Origin of the sequence: Bacteroides sp. D2 (assembly GCF_025147085.1) — a bacterium.
Classification (GTDB): domain Bacteria; phylum Bacteroidota; class Bacteroidia; order Bacteroidales; family Bacteroidaceae; genus Bacteroides.
Window position 1 is genome coordinate 5,216,398 of sequence record NZ_CP102261.1, and the last position, 16,124, is coordinate 5,232,521.

Here is a 16,124-nt window from a genome sequence, read left to right on the forward strand (position 1 = left end):
TTATAAATTTAGTGATTTCTCTATGCTTTGGTAATATTCTTCAGGGACTGTCTGCTCTTTCTTACGAAGTTCTTCTTCGACTTGCTCTTTACCACGCAAACACACGGACGTTTTGCTGTATGCCGCATTATACACCGGTGAAGCATCGTACAAATTGCCAATTTTATGAACTGTACGTTTCCAGGTTCCGTCATTTTTCTTTTCCCAAGTGTCTTTTTCAACATCGAAACAAAAAGAACTCTGGTCTATCTCTCCGCGACGAAGGTTTTCCAGTAATTCTTCTCCGAGTGCTGTTTTCGGTGCCTCGAATCGATATTTCAATCCCTTGTCATCCACGGACAGAAATAATGATCCGGTCCCTTCTTTGCTTCTTGCAAGAATACCACGGGTCTGATTGTGATTCAGTAATGCAAATACATCGCTTTTCTCAATAACTCCGTCTAAAGCCCCACGCTCTATAACTTCCTCAAATGGAAGCCCGTCAGATGGTGTATTGAATAGCAGTGCGTAGCCTTCTACAGTTCTCTTTTCCTCCGTATCTCCGGTCAATTGCACCTGGAATGAAGTATTTCTAATTTCTCTTTTTTCGTCCATAACTGTACTTTTACTAACTAACCAAATTTTTGTCTGACAAATCGGGATTATTTTGCGGTTCATCCACTTTTTCTTTCACGGCATTATCCAATGTCTGTACATTCACTTGTACAAAAGCCTTATCTCCATTCTCTATTCTAGGCATATTATTCTCTCTTCGAACTTCGTTGGGTGTAGCCGCTCCTACTGTAGCCAAATCCTTCCAAAATGCAGCCTGTGCACTTTTATCGGTTCTTAGAATAGCGGAAGTATCGAATTCAGATATAAATCTTCCCCGTTCAGATGGTAGAAAGACTTTGCGGTTTATTTCTAGCTCTATTTTCGTAATAACTGCGAGGGCTGTATCTGTTAAATATTGAAGTTGGGTAGCTTCTACAGTCGAATAACTGGATTTTGAGAGATCGAAAGCTTTGACTGGAGATACAGAGAAGAACCGACAGAGGTCCACAACGTTAAACTGTCTGCTTTCAATAAACTGGCTATCTTTGGGACTGATAGAAATTGGCTGATACTTCATATTCCCTTCCAGTACAGCAATACCATTCGGATGTCCGGTTACAGGATTTGTACGTTCTTCCCATGTCTGGTATATCTGATCCTTTTTGTCTTTATCCAGTCGAGCCGCTTCAACCGTCAGTATACCTGCAACACTTGCACCGCTCTTGAAAAAACCTTCTGCGTGCTCTTCTGTACTGGTTGCAATCCCAAGAGATTGGCGCGCATGTTCGAGTGTAGACACACCAATAATGCCGTCATAAGAGAAATTGAGCACATGGATCATGTCTCGCGGATCTACAAGTTCTCTAAAACCTACTACCTGATACCGTTTACGCATAATCCCCGAACGGTCAGAGACCCAAGTTATCGTCACCTGGCTGGATGGCAAATAAATGAGCTGTGCAGCATTCATTTTACTATCGCGTTCAATGTATGCGTAGCCGTTACCGGTTAGCAGTACGGAAGCCATAAGAGTTTTGAAGAAAACATACCGGGTCATATCTTCATTAGGCTCCATATTGAGCATGTAGTATGCCGGATGAGATTTAGCCTCGGCTTTAAATCCATCTGCATCTAAATGATAGGTTTTCAGCGGAAGCACGGCTACACTGTCCGAGATAAGATCAACACAGCGGTAAACAGTAGACAGCAGCATTGGTTTACTTCTGCTGGTAAACATGGGACGGGAACCATTAAAACTCCAGGCTGTAACCTGCGACGTTTCCTGTTTACTCGCTTTTCGTATTTCAAATCCTAAAAATTTCATATATACTTTTTCTACTAACCAAAAAGTTGTCAGACAATTAATAAAATTCTCCATAACGAGGAGAAACGAGATATATTCCAAGTGCTTCCAGTTTGGCGATCACACCATCTATTTTTTTCTCTTCAAACTGTTTTGACGGTTTTGTATTGCCGTTCCTGTCCCTTGCCATAACGACATTGCGGAAACAATGCCGGTTAATTACATTATTGTCGATAACGGCTTTACCGGAGAGAATCAAACGTTCCATCTCCTTTGTCGGGCGGTTGAAATTTCCGAGATTCTGACCGTATGGCTCCATCGGTAGCCCTTTTTCCTCTGCGTTAATGACAAATTGAGTGGAGTTCCAGGAGTCGTAAGCGATTTTTTGAATGAATACTATTTCCCGGATACTCATTATGTCATTCAGGATATAATCGTAATCGGTCACATTACCGGGTGTGATGGTTATATGTCCTTGTCTTCGCCATTCTCCGTATAAATCTTTAAACCGCTTTTCCTGTAAGGCGGCTTCCGGCAGGTAATAGAGTGTTTTGAAATAGTACTTATCCGATGTGGGAAACATAAAATTAACACAGGTAAGGTCGCTGGTACTTGACAAGTCAATACCGGCATAGCAATCCATATCCCGGAACTGTTCAAAGTCAAGATTAGCGGAAGCCTGCAAAATATAATGGTCCGGTATCCATACGGTTTCCGAGTCACACCAGATATTGAAATTCTTTGTTTTAATGCCGACTTCTTCCGATGGAGCATTAACTGCTGATTGGACTTGTGTCTGCAAATATTGAGGTTTGACCGTAACTCCTAGATTGGGGTTACTCTTCTGCCAAGTTTCCGGATCCTTCCAATCATCTCCCTCATCAGGAGAAAAGATAGCAGCAAAGAGTGCATCATTTTCTTTTAGCCCAGACAATACTTCCGTACACATTTCACGGTATTGGTAACATGGACCTAATTTATCAAATCCGGCCGTAGTGATAATAACCGCCATCGGATTATCACGCATACCCTGTGAGGACTGGAGTACGTCTTTTAGACCTGTATTCTTTGCAGCGTGATACTCATCAATCAAATACATCGAAGCATTAAAACCGTCTAACTTTGAATCATCTGCGGCAAAGACCTGTAAAAGAGATAACATCTTTTCAAATTTGACCTTATCACGATAGGAAACAAGATCTTTTCCTTTCGGATCAATCCCTTTTGCGAATTGAGAGCAGAACTTGAATGCGATTTTAGCCTGTTCTTTAGAGTTAGCTGCCAGATCCACTTCTGCGTCCATTTCTCCGTCAGCAATTAGATGATACAATGATAATCCGGCTGCAAAAGCTGTTTTCCCATTCTTTCGTGCAATCTCTATGTAGACATACTTCACAAGGCGTTCATCTGTCTCTTTGATATAGAACCCATAGATAGCCGCTATTACAAATTGTTGCCATGGTTGTAAGATGAACTGCTTTCCGGCATGGCGTCCGGTGAAATGTCGAAGAATGGAAAAGAATTCTATAACTTCATCTGCTTTTACCTCTTTGAATTCGTATCGATCATCCTCCATCATGGAAAAAAAACGTTCAGCAGCAAGCTGAATAAACTTACCGGATACGACTTTCCCGCCTATAACGTCTTGAGCGTATTTATAGTAAGTCTTTGTCTGCATTAACGAGTTTCTTTCTTGCCTTTCAGATACGTCTCAAGTGGGGATTCTTCATTATCTCCTGCGTTCATGGCTTTGATTTGCCCCTTACTTTTAGCAGTCAATCCATATTCTTTTGCCAGTTCCAGGTATTGGCTCCAGTTCTCTTTAAGCAAATTCGCCTCCGGACGTTTCACCCATTCGCCTTTTAGATTCTCCATCGTCATTCCATCCCGCGCCAAAACTTCAACGCATTCCAGATAAGCATCATAAGCCGTGGCCATCCGGTGCAGCTGGGGAATATCGGCAATTTCCAGCATACCTCTATCATTCAATTGCTTCACAAGGTCCGATATAATCTTTCGGGCTTCTTTATGCTTGATCGTTTCAGGTAGTTTAAAGCTGATTTTCTTCTTTTTTTCCATGATTTTGACTCGTTTTACTATAAAACCATACGATTGTCAGACAAAAATGTGGCTTTTAACAAAACGAAACAGTTTGGCTTTTTTCAAAAAATGCCGTGTGTGTGAACTAAGGTAGGGCGAGGTTTGGAAGGCTCATTTGCTCAAAATTTGACCCCATACCCCCTTTTTACGAATTAATAGTTAAAATTAACTTAAAATTAATAATTCCGCATTGAATTCGTAGGGAAATCCCTATTTGTTTGATTTATGTATAAATATTGCCCTAAACGCTTGTACATATACAAAAGATTATGTATCTTTGTAGTGTCAGATAAACAAAGTATTAACCCTTTAAAACAAAGTATGAAAGAACTGAATGAACTTGAACGGATTGAGTTCGAAATTGAAAAGGAGAAACAGAATCTAAGAGAATGGAAACGCAAGGTACTTATATTGGAAATAGGAAAAGAAGATGATGAAGCCCGTACCGATGCGATACTCGAAAGGATATCAGAACTCCTTGAAAGAAAAGAGAAATTAAAGAAGTAGTAATCGCCCCTCTTCGGAGGGGCATAGCTCTAACAACGATATGAGAACATTAGAAGAAGATTTGTTGAAGATGGATAGTTTGCATGGGGATGAACTTGATGCACACTTGTACGAGATGAAGGCTTTGTACACCAAGCCAGAAGAAAGAGAAGCTATTAGAAAACATCTGGATAAAACTCTGGACACAATAGCTAATAACGTTGAGAGTATTAGTAGTCGTCTCAATATACGGGAACAGATGAATGATATTATAGATTTAATCCCTGTGTCATATATTGCCAAGAACTATTTTGGCAAGAGCCGTGCGTGGTTGTATCAACGTATTAACGGATATAAGGTTAGAGGGCATGTATATACTCTTAATGAGAAAGAGCTTGAAATATTTAATCGTGCCTTAAAAGATATTGGTAACAAAATAGGTTCACTTTCAGTTAGTTAATACAACTGTTATCTGACACCGCCTTTGCTTGTGAACCGTGCAAAGGCATTTAGGGAGTAGCTATGTTCTACTCCCTTTTTTATTATGCACCACCTGATGACATTTTTTGCACAAGCTCATCAGGTTGTCGTAGTCATACGCCAATTGATTACGTTGTACCGGATCATCCGTACTCATAAATGAAGATATGTGGTGGATATCTTCGGCTGGAGTTGTTTTATTTTCTTTCAAACACATTTCACAAAGGGGATTACATGCAAATTTCCATGCACGTAACCGACGCCAACGATCGGAATTATATACTTTCCTCCGTTCTGCATCGTAATAGTTATCATTCCTCTTCTGTTGTTTTTGGGGCTTGTAAATAGTCGGCATAAGGTATTTCTTTTAATAGTTTATTATCATTGATAGCTTGATACTCTATCATTCGGAAGCGATAACAGAAATGATCTATCAATTCTTTGTCAGTTGAAAGAGATGAGGCTTTTTCATCAAGAGATACAAACAATACTGTATCTTGGAAAATATCTTCATTGTCTTTAGAACAATAAAGTCCGTGGCTATGATCGGCACACAGTTGTTTTAGCTGCTTGTAATTGCTTGCGATCATAGCCATAACTTTATCATTAACCTTTCCCTTCTTTATCCTTCTCATTCGGTATCTTCCAGTTACCTGATTTATCTATCAATTCCTCAATACTACGGTTTACCATTCCTCGAATGATAATTGATGTACTAGTTCGTGTTATTTTTGAAAGTTCATTCAAAAGCATTGCACTACGTTCATCCAACCGAATAGAAATGCGTTTTTTATATTCCATATTAGTATTTTATAGCCTCATCTCATTTAATCATTTTCTAAAAAACATATCGCCCGAAATGGACCGGGCTGTAATACTGATAATGTTTTGGCTGTATCATTTAAAGGGTTAATAACTTGCTTTATTCATTAGAATTTTTATTAGTTAAACTTCGGTATCGGCATCCAATAATCAGGGGTTATTCCATTTTCCCATCTATATTCTTTGTTATACCCCCAATACCGGCAGATGTAATAATCATAGTCACCATATGAGTTTTGAATTGCTCCTAGCACATCTATACTACCATATTCATTACCATCTATTGCTTCTATAATAGGGATAGGAACCCTATCTTTTACACTTATCCAAGGAGATTGCTTGGTTCCATCTACAAAACCTTTCGCATATACTTGTCGAAGATAAACCTCAATCACATGCGGCTGATTCATTCGGTTAGCCAACTGGCTTACTATATCTTTTAGCTTCATTTCTATTCTTAGCTTCATTTCTTCATTGCTATACGTTAATTAGTACATATCCTAATGAAGTTATCATAGATATTATTACCATCCCAATAATACCTCTCAAACATTTCTGAATGATTGTATCACCTACCCTCATCATGCCTAAAAGACAGACAATCATCCCGGCGACAAGATGTAAAAGAATTATTTTAAATACTATTACTTCACTCATAAGTATGCTGTTTTATTTCAATTTACGCATCATGTATTCCATGCAATCCATATTGTATACTTCGCTTATTGGCATGGCTCTTCCTCCTTCTTTCTCTTTTTTACGTATTTCCAAGCAAGTGTTATCGCAGATATAAAATTTATCATACTTATCACAAAAAGAATACTATATAACCATACTATACCCGAGTGATAAGCAAGTAAAAAAGCAATAATTGATAGCCAAAATACTATTTCTTCAAATTGATGATCTTTCATTGTTATTCCTCCCTTAGTCAAATAACACAAACTCGTAAGCAAATACAAAAGGATTGGACTCCCATGTGCCTTTGCCGGAAACTTTGTCTATCAGGACAGCAAAGGCTTCTTTGGGGCTCCTAAACCAGCGAGAAGCAAAGTATTTATTATCTCCGTCCAAAAAAGCATCATAAGCATAAAGAAAAGGGGATTCATCAGATATTACCTCTTGCTTAACAATTCCCTCTTTCAAGCAATCTTCATCGGATATATCCTGCAAACGCTCTATTTTTACATTGGTTATCTTTATGTGATGCTTACAAGCATACGACTTAACGAACATTTTGTTATTCCATCCGGAAGAATCCTTCATAAGACCACGAATACTCAAATCTTTCGGATGTCTGTCTAGTGAGTCAGGATCATAGCCTGAATCCTTGTAGCTTTGTGCAATTGCGACCACTTCGCCAACCTTATAAAGGGGATTATTCCAGCCTGTAAAATCTCCTTCTTTGTTTTTCCACCCAAATGCACCATATAAAGGAGATATTAGGTTCCCTTCGCTATCATAATCTTTAGATTCAAAAACGGGAAATACAATATCCCAACTTTCATCAGGTCTATCGTATTTACAAATCCTTCTAGTCATAGTCTTCCGACCATCTAATACGGATTGGGTTAAGCCAAATTTATCGTTAAACATTATTTTCTTCATGATTATTCCTCCCATTCTACTCTAACTGTAGTTATGTATGTAATATCTTTTTCATTAACTTTCATACGCATGGCTGCTTCTTTTGAGTTGTAAACCGCTCCAAAACTTTTTTATTTCAATGCTTCATATATATTTATCCATCCTTCATGCATAAATCTTCAGGATTGTCTTTTTCTCCATCAAAAAATCTTCCCTCTTTAGTATAAAGAACAGGATATTCATCGCTATTGTTAAAGTCTTTAATTAGAGCAACAAGAGGAAATCTTTTGTTACTTGCGTCAAAACATACAATTCTAGCTTTAGATCCGTCTCTTGTGCATACAGATGCACCTGCTTTTGCTTTTTCTAAATCAAATGGTTTCATAATTTTGTATTTTATATTAGTCCAATTGCTTCCTGTATTCCAGCTTCCAATGCTTCTTCATAGGTGTCCCACTGACCACCATCGTTAGGACCTTTATACATTCCATCGGCTATATAAGTTCCATTGTCAGCCTTGCATATATCATAGCCATAACCGCAAGCGTTTCTAATGATGGAAATATGTAGGTTCTTCGTTTCACGTAGCCATTTTTGCACCAATGATTGTGATGGTTGATAAAAATCTCGATAAGGTAGTATAGCATTAAGTAGCTTCACTGTTTCTAATGTTATAATTTCTTCTTTCATTTATCTTCCTCCTTGATTAAATCTGGGTGATCGTAGATGTTGCCTATTACTCGAATTTCCCGCTTTGATGAATTCCACCAACCGGGAGATACTTGATGCCAATAACCTGTGTCCATTTTTTCGTCTAGATCTTCTATATTGGCTAAACAAAAACAAGCATAATCATCTATATACTTCACTAATTTGGGATATTTACCGTTTACGCTGATTATATCCCCTTCATAGATTTCTTTTCCGTCCTTGTCAAGTAGCCCGGTGAATTGACCTAAAGTTTCTGGGTCTATAGTATTATTCTCATAACATGCTTTTTTTTCGTTTAAAGTAAGAATGTGTAAAACGCCATTAGAACGATGAAGCAAATCTCCATATATCCAAGATTTCCACTCTGTAACGACATTTCCTTTATCATCCTTTACGGAATTTAATATCTGCCCTCTGAATTTTATTGTACGATTCATTTTATTCCTCCTTTTTTAATTCTTCACAATGCAACTTATAAGCATAGGCAAACATCTTCAAAGTAACAGGCTCAAAGTGAAAATCTGCCTGTTTGCCATCTACCACAACAGAAACACATAAATCTCCATCACAAAAATCAATATATGCCATAGCATCATCATTCCCTCTGATAGAAAAGGTTTGTGTCTGTACGCTATTCATGATTCACCTCCTTTTCTTTAAAGTGTTCGATTAGCTCTTCTACAGTAGCCTTGTGGTAACTTCCTGAAATAATAGTGGCATGATTCCAATTTTCATCCCAAAAGAACATACTGCCTTTGGGTTCTGTGAAATAATGGTCGTTACCCACAGCATCATCATAAGAAACGCTAAGCGGTGAATCTGCTATGAACCATTGATTTTCGTTTGTATCATCCCTCAATGCGGCTATTGCCAAGAAAAGTTCTTCATTTGTTCCGCAGTCAATAAATTTCCCACATAAGCGACTATGTTTATCAAAAGGAATATCAAAAGAGTCTGCAATTACATAATTAGGAGCATCGAATCTTTTTTCTGGATATTGATAAGCCCATATTATACTGCAATTATCCGTCCATATTGGGGAATTTTTGACATATCCCAACTCCTCCAACTTCTTCCGAAGCTCCGGTGTATTGCGTCTAATAAACGCAGGTGTTGTAAATCCCATAGTTATTCGTTTTTAAGTTCTTTCAATACCTTTTTCACTATCTCATATCTATTAAACTTCCAATTAGTATAAATATCCTCTATGTGCTTGTCATATATGTATGAATACAATTGAGAACGAAAAGATTCTCCATCTAGCCCACTATCATCATAATCATCGTACATCATCAATTCATGAGCTAATTCATTACATTCTTGATGTGTGACGAAATCATACAAAGTCCTATCATAAACATTTGTCTGACGGACATACTTTTGTCCCGGCTGTATCTTGCAGGCACAAAATTCACATATATGCTCTTTCTTGGCTGTTGGATAGGTTTCTCTTAGTACTGTTGGCATAATTATTTCTCCTTTCAATTCTTTTTTATACATCAATTAATAGCTCGGATTCAGCACGTCTACATCGCACTCATGGCATAAATTGCAAACCTTTGTTTTATCTTTAAGGCACATGCTCTTAGCCTTTTTCGGATAATTCCAGTCGATGGAACTGCGAATAATTGCTTTAATATGATCTAATTCCAAGCTCTCCGGACAATGTTCATTGAGAAAGTCAAAATCTTCCTTAATTAGTTTCTCATACGCCTCTTTACTTATCTTTATGCTCATATCTATTCTTGTTATTCGTTAATTGGTAGTTTCATAAAGCACATCCACATGGTCTTACCATGTCTTCCAGTAGTATGGACAAACAATGGATTCCGTTCGATGGCATCTAATACTTCCCTGACTGTTATCTGATCCTCGTTCCATTTGAAAATCAGAACTCCGTAGTCTTCAAGTACCCGGAAACATTCATCTACTCCTTTTTTTATCACCCTTGACCAATCTTCAGGAAGTTTGCCGTACTTCTTAGCCAACCAACTATTTTCGCCAACCTTTAGAAGATGGGGAGGGTCAAATACTACCAGCTTAAAGGATTCATCCAAGAATGGCATATCGGTAAAGTCAGATACAATATCCGGATGAACTTTCAGATTTCGACCGTCGCAAAGAGTATGCTCTTCATCTCTAATGTCAGCAAACAAGGTCAAAGGATTTTCCTTGTCGAACCAAAACATTCGGCTACCACAACAGGCATCTAATATGATTTTCGTTTCACTCATATTCATTTTGTATTGAGTTATTTCTTCTTTTTAGATTCACGTTCCATTTTTCTTCGCTGTTGCCTTGTAAGAGGTGGAATAAACTTAGGTATCTTTTCTAACGACTTCTTTACTGATTCACTTGAAGGCGTGTATATATCAGTATCTAATACTAATCCCCCATTAAGAATATGTTCGATTTGCCCATCAGATAACTTAATTGTCTGTTCGAGAGTCGGTCTTTTCCATTTGAATACTCGAATGTAATCTGGAACAGACTTAAAAGTCTTTGTATGCTGCATATTACCTCCGCAATCACACCTAATAATAAAAGGAGTTACACCTTTATCGGCGTAGGTAGTTATTTTCTCACGGGAACACTTTTCACACTGATACAAATCAAATGTTCCCCGACCATCGTATATTCCATCATCTTCAATGGTTGATACCATTTTAGCGTATCTATTTCTTATCTCTTGTATATTCATTTTTATTCTGTATTGAGCCATACGGCAGATTTTCAACTGCCGTATGGCAATGTTGTTATTCTTCCTCGAATTCGTCTTTATCATCCTTTTCTTCGCCAACATCTTGAAGTCGTGAATCGATTTCACTGGATAATTCTTTGAGCAGGTTTCGTTGTTCTCTGTTTGAAAGTTCACTCAGAGACTCGTCTATCAAATCTAAAATTCCGTATTTCATAATTTGCTACGCTTGCCTATACAGCGTTAGGTTCAAGTTTATACTGGTTTTACGCTAATTGTTTTAAATAATAATCGCATCTAAATCCCTTACGAGGCGAAAAATCTACAAAGTCAAATGACTTAAACAGCCACATTTTATTTGCCCACCTTGCAAGGTCTAACTCATATTGTTTAGGCTTTCTTTTATTCGTGAAATCCCGGTAGGGTTGAACAAACGGAGTAATGCCTAAACTCTTCAATGTGTTAAGCCGAAACAAATCCTGCTCAATGGTAGAATTGAAACCGACCAAAACATAGCAAGTAATCTTATAAGGTTTCACATACTTGATCATTTCTTTCAGCCGATCAGTCAAATCTATTTGGGGTAAGTCCCAAGCTATGTGAATATTTTGTTTCATCTTCAACTTATTCAGATAATAAGCCTGTTCTTCGTCCATTATGCAAACATCTACGCCATGTAACTTTATAGATTGTCCAGTTTTCAAAAGATAGCTTACGGCATTTTTCCATTCCGGGTTCGCAAAAAAGTTGTTGTCTAATACTTCTATCCATTCTCCCTTGGGATTCAGGTCTACAGGGTGGACGGACCGGATGTAGCCCTCTTTTTCCCGAACCAGACAAAATGGGCATTTCCGAATACATCCCCTGCTAAAAAACTGTATGGAAAAAGGATATTGGGGATAAATGGAGTAGTCCATCAATGAACTGTTCTCCACTGCTTCAGGAAGTCTGCTTGCAATATTATACCCGGTACCACCTTTTTCGATTACATCAGCCTGCAATGTCAGATAGTTGAAATCCGGAGTGAAAGTAAACACCTTACTTGCCATCACCTTGTCGTATATGTTGAAAGGTGTAGCCCATTCTACTCGATCACCTTTCGTTTTATAATATGCAGAGGCACGCATAAGAGCGAAATTTGGAAAGTTATGACCGTCAACGTCGATTAATCCGATGTTCATTACTGATTGTTTTTTGAAAGTTATTTATTCTCGTCCAATATTCGAGGATACCATTCAATAGGGACTTTTGCCCACTTTCTAAATGACTCATCAAATCCCTGCAAATCATCAAACATATCCATTTTACATTTATCAGTAGTAACTAATGAGGCGAACTCATTAAAATACCGGTCTGCGCACTTGACAAAGTCATTATGGAGTTTTTTAAGGTTACCTAGTAATAATCCTTTGGCGATCATTACATCAGATGCCTCCTCTATCAAGTTATTCGCTTCACAGTTCAAGAGATGGGTGGCTGATAACAACATATTCATTCTATCCATACTTCCATCATTTATGGCTATATTTATTAAATCTTGCTTTGGTCTCATATTATTCCTTATCTATTTACTAGTTACTAGTTCGATACGATGGGCTTTTACTTCGTTATACCAGTTATTTTTATATTCTCTAGCCTCAACAGTAAAAGCAACTTTTACTGTATCTCCAATTCTAGGAGGATTTTCTATAGGTCCATCGAAACTATACATAGCAAAGCGCATTTTACTGTGATACCTTTCGTTGGTTTCTATAACAAATTCCCTCTTCTCCCACTCTTTCCCATTTTTAGATATTCCGCTGGTAGCTGGCAATTCTACCAATATTTTGCCTTCTGTTTCACATTTCATTGTTATATATTTAAAAAGGTTTTTCTTCGGATGAGGCTGACGGATTAATATGTGGAATATCCAATAAATCATAAAACTGTGTAGTTTCTGCATTGAATCCGCATATGAATTTCCATGTCCCAATACTACGCCCCTTAGCTATGTCAATCATTGCTGTATTTTCTGTTGATACATTAGAAAAAGGTTCCGGGTACTTTTTGTCCCTTCCGTAATGCTCTGGGCGATATAAAAGCAGAACAACATCTGCAGCTTCTGTTATCTGTCCGCTTCCACGTATTCGACTTATAGACGGGGCTACATCGACTTTATCACGACTTAATTGAGATAAGGCTAGTATCCATATTCCAAGATCTTTTGCTATATTTTTCAATCTCCGCGCAAAGATGCCTAGTTGCATTTCGTCTCCTGAACCGCTATTACTATTTGCAGAAAGGATCTGTAAATAATCGACAATAGCTCCATCTATATCATATCGTTTTTTCATCATCCTTATACTGGATATTATTGAATCAATCGTAGATGTGCTTTTTCCATCGAAATAAAGAGGAAGATTGTAAATAGGCGCAAGTCCTTTATCTACCATGGAGAATTCCTCTGCTGTCAATTGCGCACTTGCTATACGTACTCCATTCACTCCGCTTGTTTTACTCAATATACGCTGTGACAACTCAACCGGCGACATTTCCATTGTGTAAAACGCCTGTTTTGCACCTGCTATAGCTGCATTTACACAGAAGCTAGTTGCTAGAGAAGTCTTGCCCTGTGAACTGTCGGCTGCTATCACTGTCAAATAACCAGGCTTTAATATCCCCTTTCTATCAAGTTCACGAAATCCGGTAGGAGTACCTGAAGAAGCATCAGGATCATTTATATTATTCTGAATTATTTTGTAGGCTCCTTCAAGGGCTTCACGCAAAGTTATCACACCAGAAGTCTGATCTGAATATATACCATCCAGAGCATTTCTTACTTTTTCTATAATCTCGAAAGGATCCTCTGTAACACATGGTATCAAACTTAATGCATTTTTGAGATTGTCTTCAATCTGACGCCTGGCACTAGCGTCTTTCAGTATAGCAGCATGCTCGTACAGGTTCGTATAAACTCTTTGACCCACGATTTCAAAAAACAAAGGAGTATCCTTCTCTTCATTCATTCTCCCCCTTAGCTCACGTTTTACTACCATGAAATCAAATTTCTTGCCTTTCTTATCCAGCTCTTTTATAATCTTAAATATCTGTTTATGAAAGTCATGATAAAAACATGCCTCATCCAAAATACTACTGACTTCTACAAGCTTATCGGGGTCATTCAATAACGTTCCAAGTACTAGGCGTTCTTCATCCAGATCGTAAAATGCTATTCTTTCATTTCGTTTCATTGTTGTTTCTCGGTTTTAATCCAATTTAGTACAGTCCTATACAGGCTAGAGTATTGCTTACGCTTATCTTTTCTATTTTCTATTTGGGAAATAACATCAGCAATTTGCTTTTCTGTATAGGTTTCCATTAATCTATCAAGTTCCTTCTCCGTTATCTGATTCATGTTCTTGGGATTGGCACAATAAGGAGCATTATCCTTTATCCAAGCCTGAAAACTTAAAAATTTAGGAGAGAGTGTGGAGCCGTAAGGCTCGTCTTCTTTCTTATCCGCGTTAGCGGATTCTTTCTTATTATCATTTACATTATCATTATCATATACATTAGGTTCCACTTTGGTTTCCATTTGGTTTTGCGATGGTTCTTTGGTGGTTTGATTTTGGTTATTCTTTGGTTCCGATTTGGTTATTGTTTGGTTATTGTTTGGTTTTGAATTGGATTCATCTTGGTTCCCTTTTGGGGGCCTACCTCCCTTCAAACCATTCTCAAACTTTCTATTATTCGCATTTATTTGAGGTATAACCATAGCTAGCATGGCGTTCGTAATTGGCTTTAGTGATTCAGTTGTTTCTCCATATAGACCATACTCAATTATGGCCGTGAGCACTTCTCCCTGCATCTCTCTCGGCAAATTCTTGATTGCTTCCAACCAGCTTTTATAAAAAACAAATGACTCTCTTTCCATAATCAATACACTACAAAGACAACAGGAATTCTATCAGGACGTAAATGGCCCATGCAGAATTGGCTCAATGTACATTTCTTAGCACCTTGCCTTTTATTGTAACTACATCCGTTGCATCCACATGCAGAAACCTTGGCTTGTACGGACTTGTTTCCATATAAAATCAATGGTTCACCCTCTACTTTCAACCATTTATAATCATTCTTATCCATAATCATTTACTTATAAAGTGTGAGCATAATCGAATTCCAATAGATCTCTTACACCCCCAAATAGGGCAATATACCATGAAGTTCTTTTCTGGACCAGCACGCTTACAAGTGCGGCAATCACATTTAATTTTTGTCTCTATCTTCTTTACCATGACATTTCTTACTCCTCAATAAGGTTAGTTTAGATATAATGGCTCTTTGGGTTGTTATTGTACCTGCATCAGAGCGATGAAGTAATGTAGTCTTCTTTATTCCTACTTCTTCTTCATCCAAATAATCAAAGACAGCACTCAATGAACCAAAAGCATAGCCTTTCTTTCGAAAGATTAAATACACATATATGACTTTCATAATTCAAATAGTTCCATATGTTACTTATTAGGAACTATGCGATGAATCTTTTTACGAATCTTATTGCATCTACGTATCAAGTCACGGGCTGGAGAACAAGGAGATGTACGCTTCTCTATTTCTCTGGAGCATTGACATAGTAATCGGTCAATTGCTCGTATATCCGTTTTGCATAATTCCGGCATAACATCAATCTATATTTTTTTCTTTTATCAAGCGTTTGATCTCCTTACGATAATAGTCAATCATTGCTTTATACTCAAAATCAGATATCTTGTTCATCTGATTCTTCATAGACTCTAGCATGAGCACAACAGATTCACCATACTTGGAGATTAGCCCACGTCGATATCCCTGCAGATTACCTTCGTCAAATCGATTACATGAACGACATTGAGCATTGCAGTTCTTCTCATTGAACCGTGTGGCCATATGTTTTCTATTGATGTAATGTCCACAATCCGCTTGATCGTATGGAAGTATTCTATTACATGATATACAGGTGAAAGTACCGTCTTTTCTCACATCACGTAATCGGATGAACTTGCTAAACACTATGTCTAGCTTAACCATAAGGCTATTCTTTCTTGGCTTCGACTTTTGCAACATTCGATTGGAGAATTTTGGAGTATTGTTCTTCACTGCGAAAACGGACAGCATGCCGGTACCATACCCCATTTTTAGCCTTATATGTACAATCTGAATAATCAATATCAGCCACCTTGGAAATAATCGCATCTGAAGGACTAAAGTCCCAAAATATTGATAAATGGCCAATAAGAGGAGTTTCTTCTATATGTTCACTCTCTTGACAGAAAAACATATTGGAATTCTCTTTTGAAAAAGAGATAATCAGTTTATTGTCGGTAGCCTCAACTGAAACATAATTGCTTCCATTGGGAATGTTGAAAGATTGTTTACTCATGA

Annotated in this window: 30 protein-coding genes; 2 read left to right on the forward strand and 28 right to left on the reverse strand. The window is 37.7% G+C overall.

Annotated elements, in window-relative coordinates:
* From NQ505_RS19345 to NQ505_RS19360, 4 genes are read right to left on the reverse strand one after another with little or no spacing between them, the layout of a single operon-like run.
* Window positions 1-594 (reverse strand): HK97 family phage prohead protease, encoded by a 594-nt coding sequence (locus NQ505_RS19345; RefSeq protein WP_008998306.1) that lies wholly within the window; start codon window positions 592-594, stop codon window positions 1-3.
* A gap of 13 nt (window positions 595-607) precedes the next feature.
* On the reverse strand, window positions 608-1,858 hold the full coding sequence (locus NQ505_RS19350; RefSeq protein ID WP_008998307.1) for a phage portal protein: 1,251 nt from the start codon (window positions 1,856-1,858) through the stop codon (window positions 608-610).
* Between the two features lie 37 nt (window positions 1,859-1,895).
* Window positions 1,896-3,515 carry a terminase large subunit gene (locus NQ505_RS19355; protein WP_008998308.1) on the reverse strand — a complete coding sequence of 540 codons (1,620 nt, stop codon included), beginning with the start codon at window positions 3,513-3,515 and terminating at the stop codon, window positions 1,896-1,898.
* The gene (locus NQ505_RS19360) at window positions 3,515-3,916 is read right to left on the reverse strand and encodes a phage terminase small subunit P27 family (protein ID WP_008998309.1); all 402 of its coding nucleotides are present in this window, start codon (window positions 3,914-3,916) and stop codon (window positions 3,515-3,517) included. The genes NQ505_RS19355 and NQ505_RS19360 overlap by 1 nt, the downstream gene beginning before the upstream one ends.
* A 342-nt stretch (window positions 3,917-4,258) precedes the next feature.
* On the opposite strand from NQ505_RS19360, the gene NQ505_RS19365 reads away from it, so the two are divergent.
* Both NQ505_RS19365 and NQ505_RS19370 read left to right on the forward strand, forming a co-directional pair.
* The gene (locus NQ505_RS19365; protein WP_008998310.1) at window positions 4,259-4,444 is read left to right on the forward strand and encodes a hypothetical protein; all 186 of its coding nucleotides are present in this window, start codon (window positions 4,259-4,261) and stop codon (window positions 4,442-4,444) included.
* Window positions 4,445-4,484: 40 nt separating this feature from the next.
* On the forward strand, window positions 4,485-4,883 hold the full coding sequence (locus tag NQ505_RS19370; RefSeq protein ID WP_008998311.1) for a DUF5053 domain-containing protein: 399 nt from the start codon (window positions 4,485-4,487) through the stop codon (window positions 4,881-4,883).
* 60 nt (window positions 4,884-4,943) lie between these two features.
* On the opposite strand, the gene NQ505_RS19375 is transcribed toward NQ505_RS19370, so the two are convergent.
* From NQ505_RS19375 to NQ505_RS19490, 24 genes are all read right to left on the reverse strand, one after another.
* On the reverse strand, window positions 4,944-5,258 hold the full coding sequence (locus NQ505_RS19375) for an HNH endonuclease signature motif containing protein (protein WP_008998312.1): 315 nt from the start codon (window positions 5,256-5,258) through the stop codon (window positions 4,944-4,946).
* Window positions 5,215-5,499 (reverse strand): hypothetical protein, encoded by a 285-nt coding sequence (locus NQ505_RS19380; RefSeq protein ID WP_008998313.1) that lies wholly within the window; start codon window positions 5,497-5,499, stop codon window positions 5,215-5,217. The genes NQ505_RS19375 and NQ505_RS19380 overlap by 44 nt, the downstream gene beginning before the upstream one ends.
* A 10-nt stretch (window positions 5,500-5,509) precedes the next feature.
* On the reverse strand, window positions 5,510-5,704 hold the full coding sequence (locus NQ505_RS19385) for a hypothetical protein (protein WP_008998314.1): 195 nt from the start codon (window positions 5,702-5,704) through the stop codon (window positions 5,510-5,512).
* A 140-nt stretch (window positions 5,705-5,844) separates the two neighbouring features.
* A complete protein-coding gene (locus tag NQ505_RS19390; RefSeq protein ID WP_032853347.1) occupies window positions 5,845-6,192 on the reverse strand; it encodes a phage protein in 348 nt (115 codons plus the stop codon).
* Between the two features lie 460 nt (window positions 6,193-6,652).
* Entirely contained in the window at window positions 6,653-7,333 is a 681-nt protein-coding gene (locus tag NQ505_RS19395; RefSeq protein WP_032853400.1) for a hypothetical protein, read from the reverse strand.
* Between the two features lie 133 nt (window positions 7,334-7,466).
* A complete protein-coding gene (locus tag NQ505_RS19400; protein WP_008998318.1) occupies window positions 7,467-7,697 on the reverse strand; it encodes a hypothetical protein in 231 nt (76 codons plus the stop codon).
* Between the two features lie 11 nt (window positions 7,698-7,708).
* The gene (locus NQ505_RS19405; RefSeq protein WP_232292988.1) at window positions 7,709-7,972 is read right to left on the reverse strand and encodes a hypothetical protein; all 264 of its coding nucleotides are present in this window, start codon (window positions 7,970-7,972) and stop codon (window positions 7,709-7,711) included.
* A 26-nt stretch (window positions 7,973-7,998) separates the two neighbouring features.
* Window positions 7,999-8,460 carry a YopX family protein gene (locus NQ505_RS19410; RefSeq protein ID WP_008998320.1) on the reverse strand — a complete coding sequence of 154 codons (462 nt, stop codon included), beginning with the start codon at window positions 8,458-8,460 and terminating at the stop codon, window positions 7,999-8,001.
* Window position 8,461: 1 nt separating this feature from the next.
* Complete coding sequence (locus NQ505_RS19415; RefSeq protein ID WP_008998321.1) at window positions 8,462-8,662, reverse strand: hypothetical protein; 201 nt, start codon at window positions 8,660-8,662, stop codon at window positions 8,462-8,464.
* Window positions 8,655-9,149 carry a hypothetical protein gene (locus tag NQ505_RS19420; RefSeq protein WP_008998322.1) on the reverse strand — a complete coding sequence of 165 codons (495 nt, stop codon included), beginning with the start codon at window positions 9,147-9,149 and terminating at the stop codon, window positions 8,655-8,657. The genes NQ505_RS19415 and NQ505_RS19420 overlap by 8 nt, the downstream gene beginning before the upstream one ends.
* Window positions 9,150-9,151: 2 nt before the next feature.
* Window positions 9,152-9,490, reverse strand: a complete 339-nt coding sequence (locus tag NQ505_RS19425; protein WP_032853402.1) for a hypothetical protein — start codon at window positions 9,488-9,490, stop codon at window positions 9,152-9,154.
* Window positions 9,491-9,526: 36 nt separating this feature from the next.
* Window positions 9,527-9,760, reverse strand: coding sequence for a hypothetical protein (locus tag NQ505_RS19430; RefSeq protein ID WP_008998324.1), 234 nt, complete (start codon window positions 9,758-9,760; stop codon window positions 9,527-9,529).
* An 11-nt stretch (window positions 9,761-9,771) separates the two neighbouring features.
* Entirely contained in the window at window positions 9,772-10,257 is a 486-nt protein-coding gene (locus NQ505_RS19435) for a class I SAM-dependent methyltransferase (RefSeq protein WP_032853403.1), read from the reverse strand.
* A gap of 17 nt (window positions 10,258-10,274) precedes the next feature.
* Window positions 10,275-10,745 carry a hypothetical protein gene (locus NQ505_RS19440; RefSeq protein ID WP_198286881.1) on the reverse strand — a complete coding sequence of 157 codons (471 nt, stop codon included), beginning with the start codon at window positions 10,743-10,745 and terminating at the stop codon, window positions 10,275-10,277.
* A gap of 34 nt (window positions 10,746-10,779) precedes the next feature.
* Window positions 10,780-10,938 (reverse strand): hypothetical protein, encoded by a 159-nt coding sequence (locus NQ505_RS19445; protein ID WP_157179063.1) that lies wholly within the window; start codon window positions 10,936-10,938, stop codon window positions 10,780-10,782.
* Window positions 10,939-10,987: 49 nt separating this feature from the next.
* Window positions 10,988-11,902 (reverse strand): hypothetical protein, encoded by a 915-nt coding sequence (locus NQ505_RS19450; protein ID WP_008998327.1) that lies wholly within the window; start codon window positions 11,900-11,902, stop codon window positions 10,988-10,990.
* Between the two features lie 20 nt (window positions 11,903-11,922).
* Window positions 11,923-12,225, reverse strand: a complete 303-nt coding sequence (locus NQ505_RS19455; protein ID WP_232292989.1) for a hypothetical protein — start codon at window positions 12,223-12,225, stop codon at window positions 11,923-11,925.
* A gap of 60 nt (window positions 12,226-12,285) precedes the next feature.
* Window positions 12,286-12,570, reverse strand: coding sequence for a DUF3127 domain-containing protein (locus tag NQ505_RS19460; protein WP_032853350.1), 285 nt, complete (start codon window positions 12,568-12,570; stop codon window positions 12,286-12,288).
* Window positions 12,571-12,580: 10 nt separating this feature from the next.
* Window positions 12,581-13,951, reverse strand: a complete 1,371-nt coding sequence (locus NQ505_RS19465) for a replicative DNA helicase (RefSeq protein ID WP_008998330.1) — start codon at window positions 13,949-13,951, stop codon at window positions 12,581-12,583.
* A complete protein-coding gene (locus NQ505_RS19470) occupies window positions 13,948-14,634 on the reverse strand; it encodes a DUF6291 domain-containing protein (RefSeq protein WP_008998331.1) in 687 nt (228 codons plus the stop codon). Before NQ505_RS19470 ends, NQ505_RS19465 begins: the two co-directional genes overlap by 4 nt.
* Window positions 14,635-14,636: 2 nt before the next feature.
* The gene (locus tag NQ505_RS19475) at window positions 14,637-14,846 is read right to left on the reverse strand and encodes a hypothetical protein (protein WP_008998332.1); all 210 of its coding nucleotides are present in this window, start codon (window positions 14,844-14,846) and stop codon (window positions 14,637-14,639) included.
* A 123-nt stretch (window positions 14,847-14,969) separates the two neighbouring features.
* The gene (locus NQ505_RS19480) at window positions 14,970-15,197 is read right to left on the reverse strand and encodes a hypothetical protein (RefSeq protein WP_008998333.1); all 228 of its coding nucleotides are present in this window, start codon (window positions 15,195-15,197) and stop codon (window positions 14,970-14,972) included.
* 189 nt (window positions 15,198-15,386) lie between these two features.
* Entirely contained in the window at window positions 15,387-15,806 is a 420-nt protein-coding gene (locus NQ505_RS19485; RefSeq protein ID WP_032853352.1) for a recombination protein NinG, read from the reverse strand.
* Window positions 15,775-16,122 (reverse strand): hypothetical protein, encoded by a 348-nt coding sequence (locus NQ505_RS19490; protein WP_008998335.1) that lies wholly within the window; start codon window positions 16,120-16,122, stop codon window positions 15,775-15,777. Before NQ505_RS19490 ends, NQ505_RS19485 begins: the two co-directional genes overlap by 32 nt.
* Window positions 16,123-16,124: the final 2 nt, after the last annotated feature.

Coding starts and splice junctions, on each gene's coding strand:
- NQ505_RS19345 (WP_008998306.1), bottom strand. CDS start 594: ATGGACGAAAAAAGAGAAATTAGAAATACTTCATTCCAGGTGCAATTG.
- NQ505_RS19350 (WP_008998307.1), bottom strand. CDS start 1,858: ATGAAATTTTTAGGATTTGAAATACGAAAAGCGAGTAAACAGGAAACG.
- NQ505_RS19355 (WP_008998308.1), bottom strand. CDS start 3,515: ATGCAGACAAAGACTTACTATAAATACGCTCAAGACGTTATAGGCGGG.
- NQ505_RS19360 (WP_008998309.1), bottom strand. CDS start 3,916: ATGGAAAAAAAGAAGAAAATCAGCTTTAAACTACCTGAAACGATCAAG.
- NQ505_RS19365 (WP_008998310.1), top strand. CDS start 4,259: ATGAAAGAACTGAATGAACTTGAACGGATTGAGTTCGAAATTGAAAAG.
- NQ505_RS19370 (WP_008998311.1), top strand. CDS start 4,485: ATGAGAACATTAGAAGAAGATTTGTTGAAGATGGATAGTTTGCATGGG.
- NQ505_RS19375 (WP_008998312.1), bottom strand. CDS start 5,258: ATGCCGACTATTTACAAGCCCCAAAAACAACAGAAGAGGAATGATAAC.
- NQ505_RS19380 (WP_008998313.1), bottom strand. CDS start 5,499: ATGGCTATGATCGCAAGCAATTACAAGCAGCTAAAACAACTGTGTGCC.
- NQ505_RS19385 (WP_008998314.1), bottom strand. CDS start 5,704: ATGGAATATAAAAAACGCATTTCTATTCGGTTGGATGAACGTAGTGCA.
- NQ505_RS19390 (WP_032853347.1), bottom strand. CDS start 6,192: ATGAAGCTAAGAATAGAAATGAAGCTAAAAGATATAGTAAGCCAGTTG.
- NQ505_RS19395 (WP_032853400.1), bottom strand. CDS start 7,333: ATGAAGAAAATAATGTTTAACGATAAATTTGGCTTAACCCAATCCGTA.
- NQ505_RS19400 (WP_008998318.1), bottom strand. CDS start 7,697: ATGAAACCATTTGATTTAGAAAAAGCAAAAGCAGGTGCATCTGTATGC.
- NQ505_RS19410 (WP_008998320.1), bottom strand. CDS start 8,460: ATGAATCGTACAATAAAATTCAGAGGGCAGATATTAAATTCCGTAAAG.
- NQ505_RS19415 (WP_008998321.1), bottom strand. CDS start 8,662: ATGAATAGCGTACAGACACAAACCTTTTCTATCAGAGGGAATGATGAT.
- NQ505_RS19420 (WP_008998322.1), bottom strand. CDS start 9,149: ATGGGATTTACAACACCTGCGTTTATTAGACGCAATACACCGGAGCTT.
- NQ505_RS19425 (WP_032853402.1), bottom strand. CDS start 9,490: ATGCCAACAGTACTAAGAGAAACCTATCCAACAGCCAAGAAAGAGCAT.
- NQ505_RS19430 (WP_008998324.1), bottom strand. CDS start 9,760: ATGAGCATAAAGATAAGTAAAGAGGCGTATGAGAAACTAATTAAGGAA.
- NQ505_RS19435 (WP_032853403.1), bottom strand. CDS start 10,257: ATGAGTGAAACGAAAATCATATTAGATGCCTGTTGTGGTAGCCGAATG.
- NQ505_RS19440 (WP_198286881.1), bottom strand. CDS start 10,745: ATGGCTCAATACAGAATAAAAATGAATATACAAGAGATAAGAAATAGA.
- NQ505_RS19445 (WP_157179063.1), bottom strand. CDS start 10,938: ATGAAATACGGAATTTTAGATTTGATAGACGAGTCTCTGAGTGAACTT.
- NQ505_RS19450 (WP_008998327.1), bottom strand. CDS start 11,902: ATGAACATCGGATTAATCGACGTTGACGGTCATAACTTTCCAAATTTC.
- NQ505_RS19455 (WP_232292989.1), bottom strand. CDS start 12,225: ATGGATAGAATGAATATGTTGTTATCAGCCACCCATCTCTTGAACTGT.
- NQ505_RS19460 (WP_032853350.1), bottom strand. CDS start 12,570: ATGAAATGTGAAACAGAAGGCAAAATATTGGTAGAATTGCCAGCTACC.
- NQ505_RS19465 (WP_008998330.1), bottom strand. CDS start 13,951: ATGAAACGAAATGAAAGAATAGCATTTTACGATCTGGATGAAGAACGC.
- NQ505_RS19470 (WP_008998331.1), bottom strand. CDS start 14,634: ATGGAAAGAGAGTCATTTGTTTTTTATAAAAGCTGGTTGGAAGCAATC.
- NQ505_RS19475 (WP_008998332.1), bottom strand. CDS start 14,846: ATGGATAAGAATGATTATAAATGGTTGAAAGTAGAGGGTGAACCATTG.
- NQ505_RS19480 (WP_008998333.1), bottom strand. CDS start 15,197: ATGAAAGTCATATATGTGTATTTAATCTTTCGAAAGAAAGGCTATGCT.
- NQ505_RS19485 (WP_032853352.1), bottom strand. CDS start 15,806: ATGTTGCAAAAGTCGAAGCCAAGAAAGAATAGCCTTATGGTTAAGCTA.
- NQ505_RS19490 (WP_008998335.1), bottom strand. CDS start 16,122: ATGAGTAAACAATCTTTCAACATTCCCAATGGAAGCAATTATGTTTCA.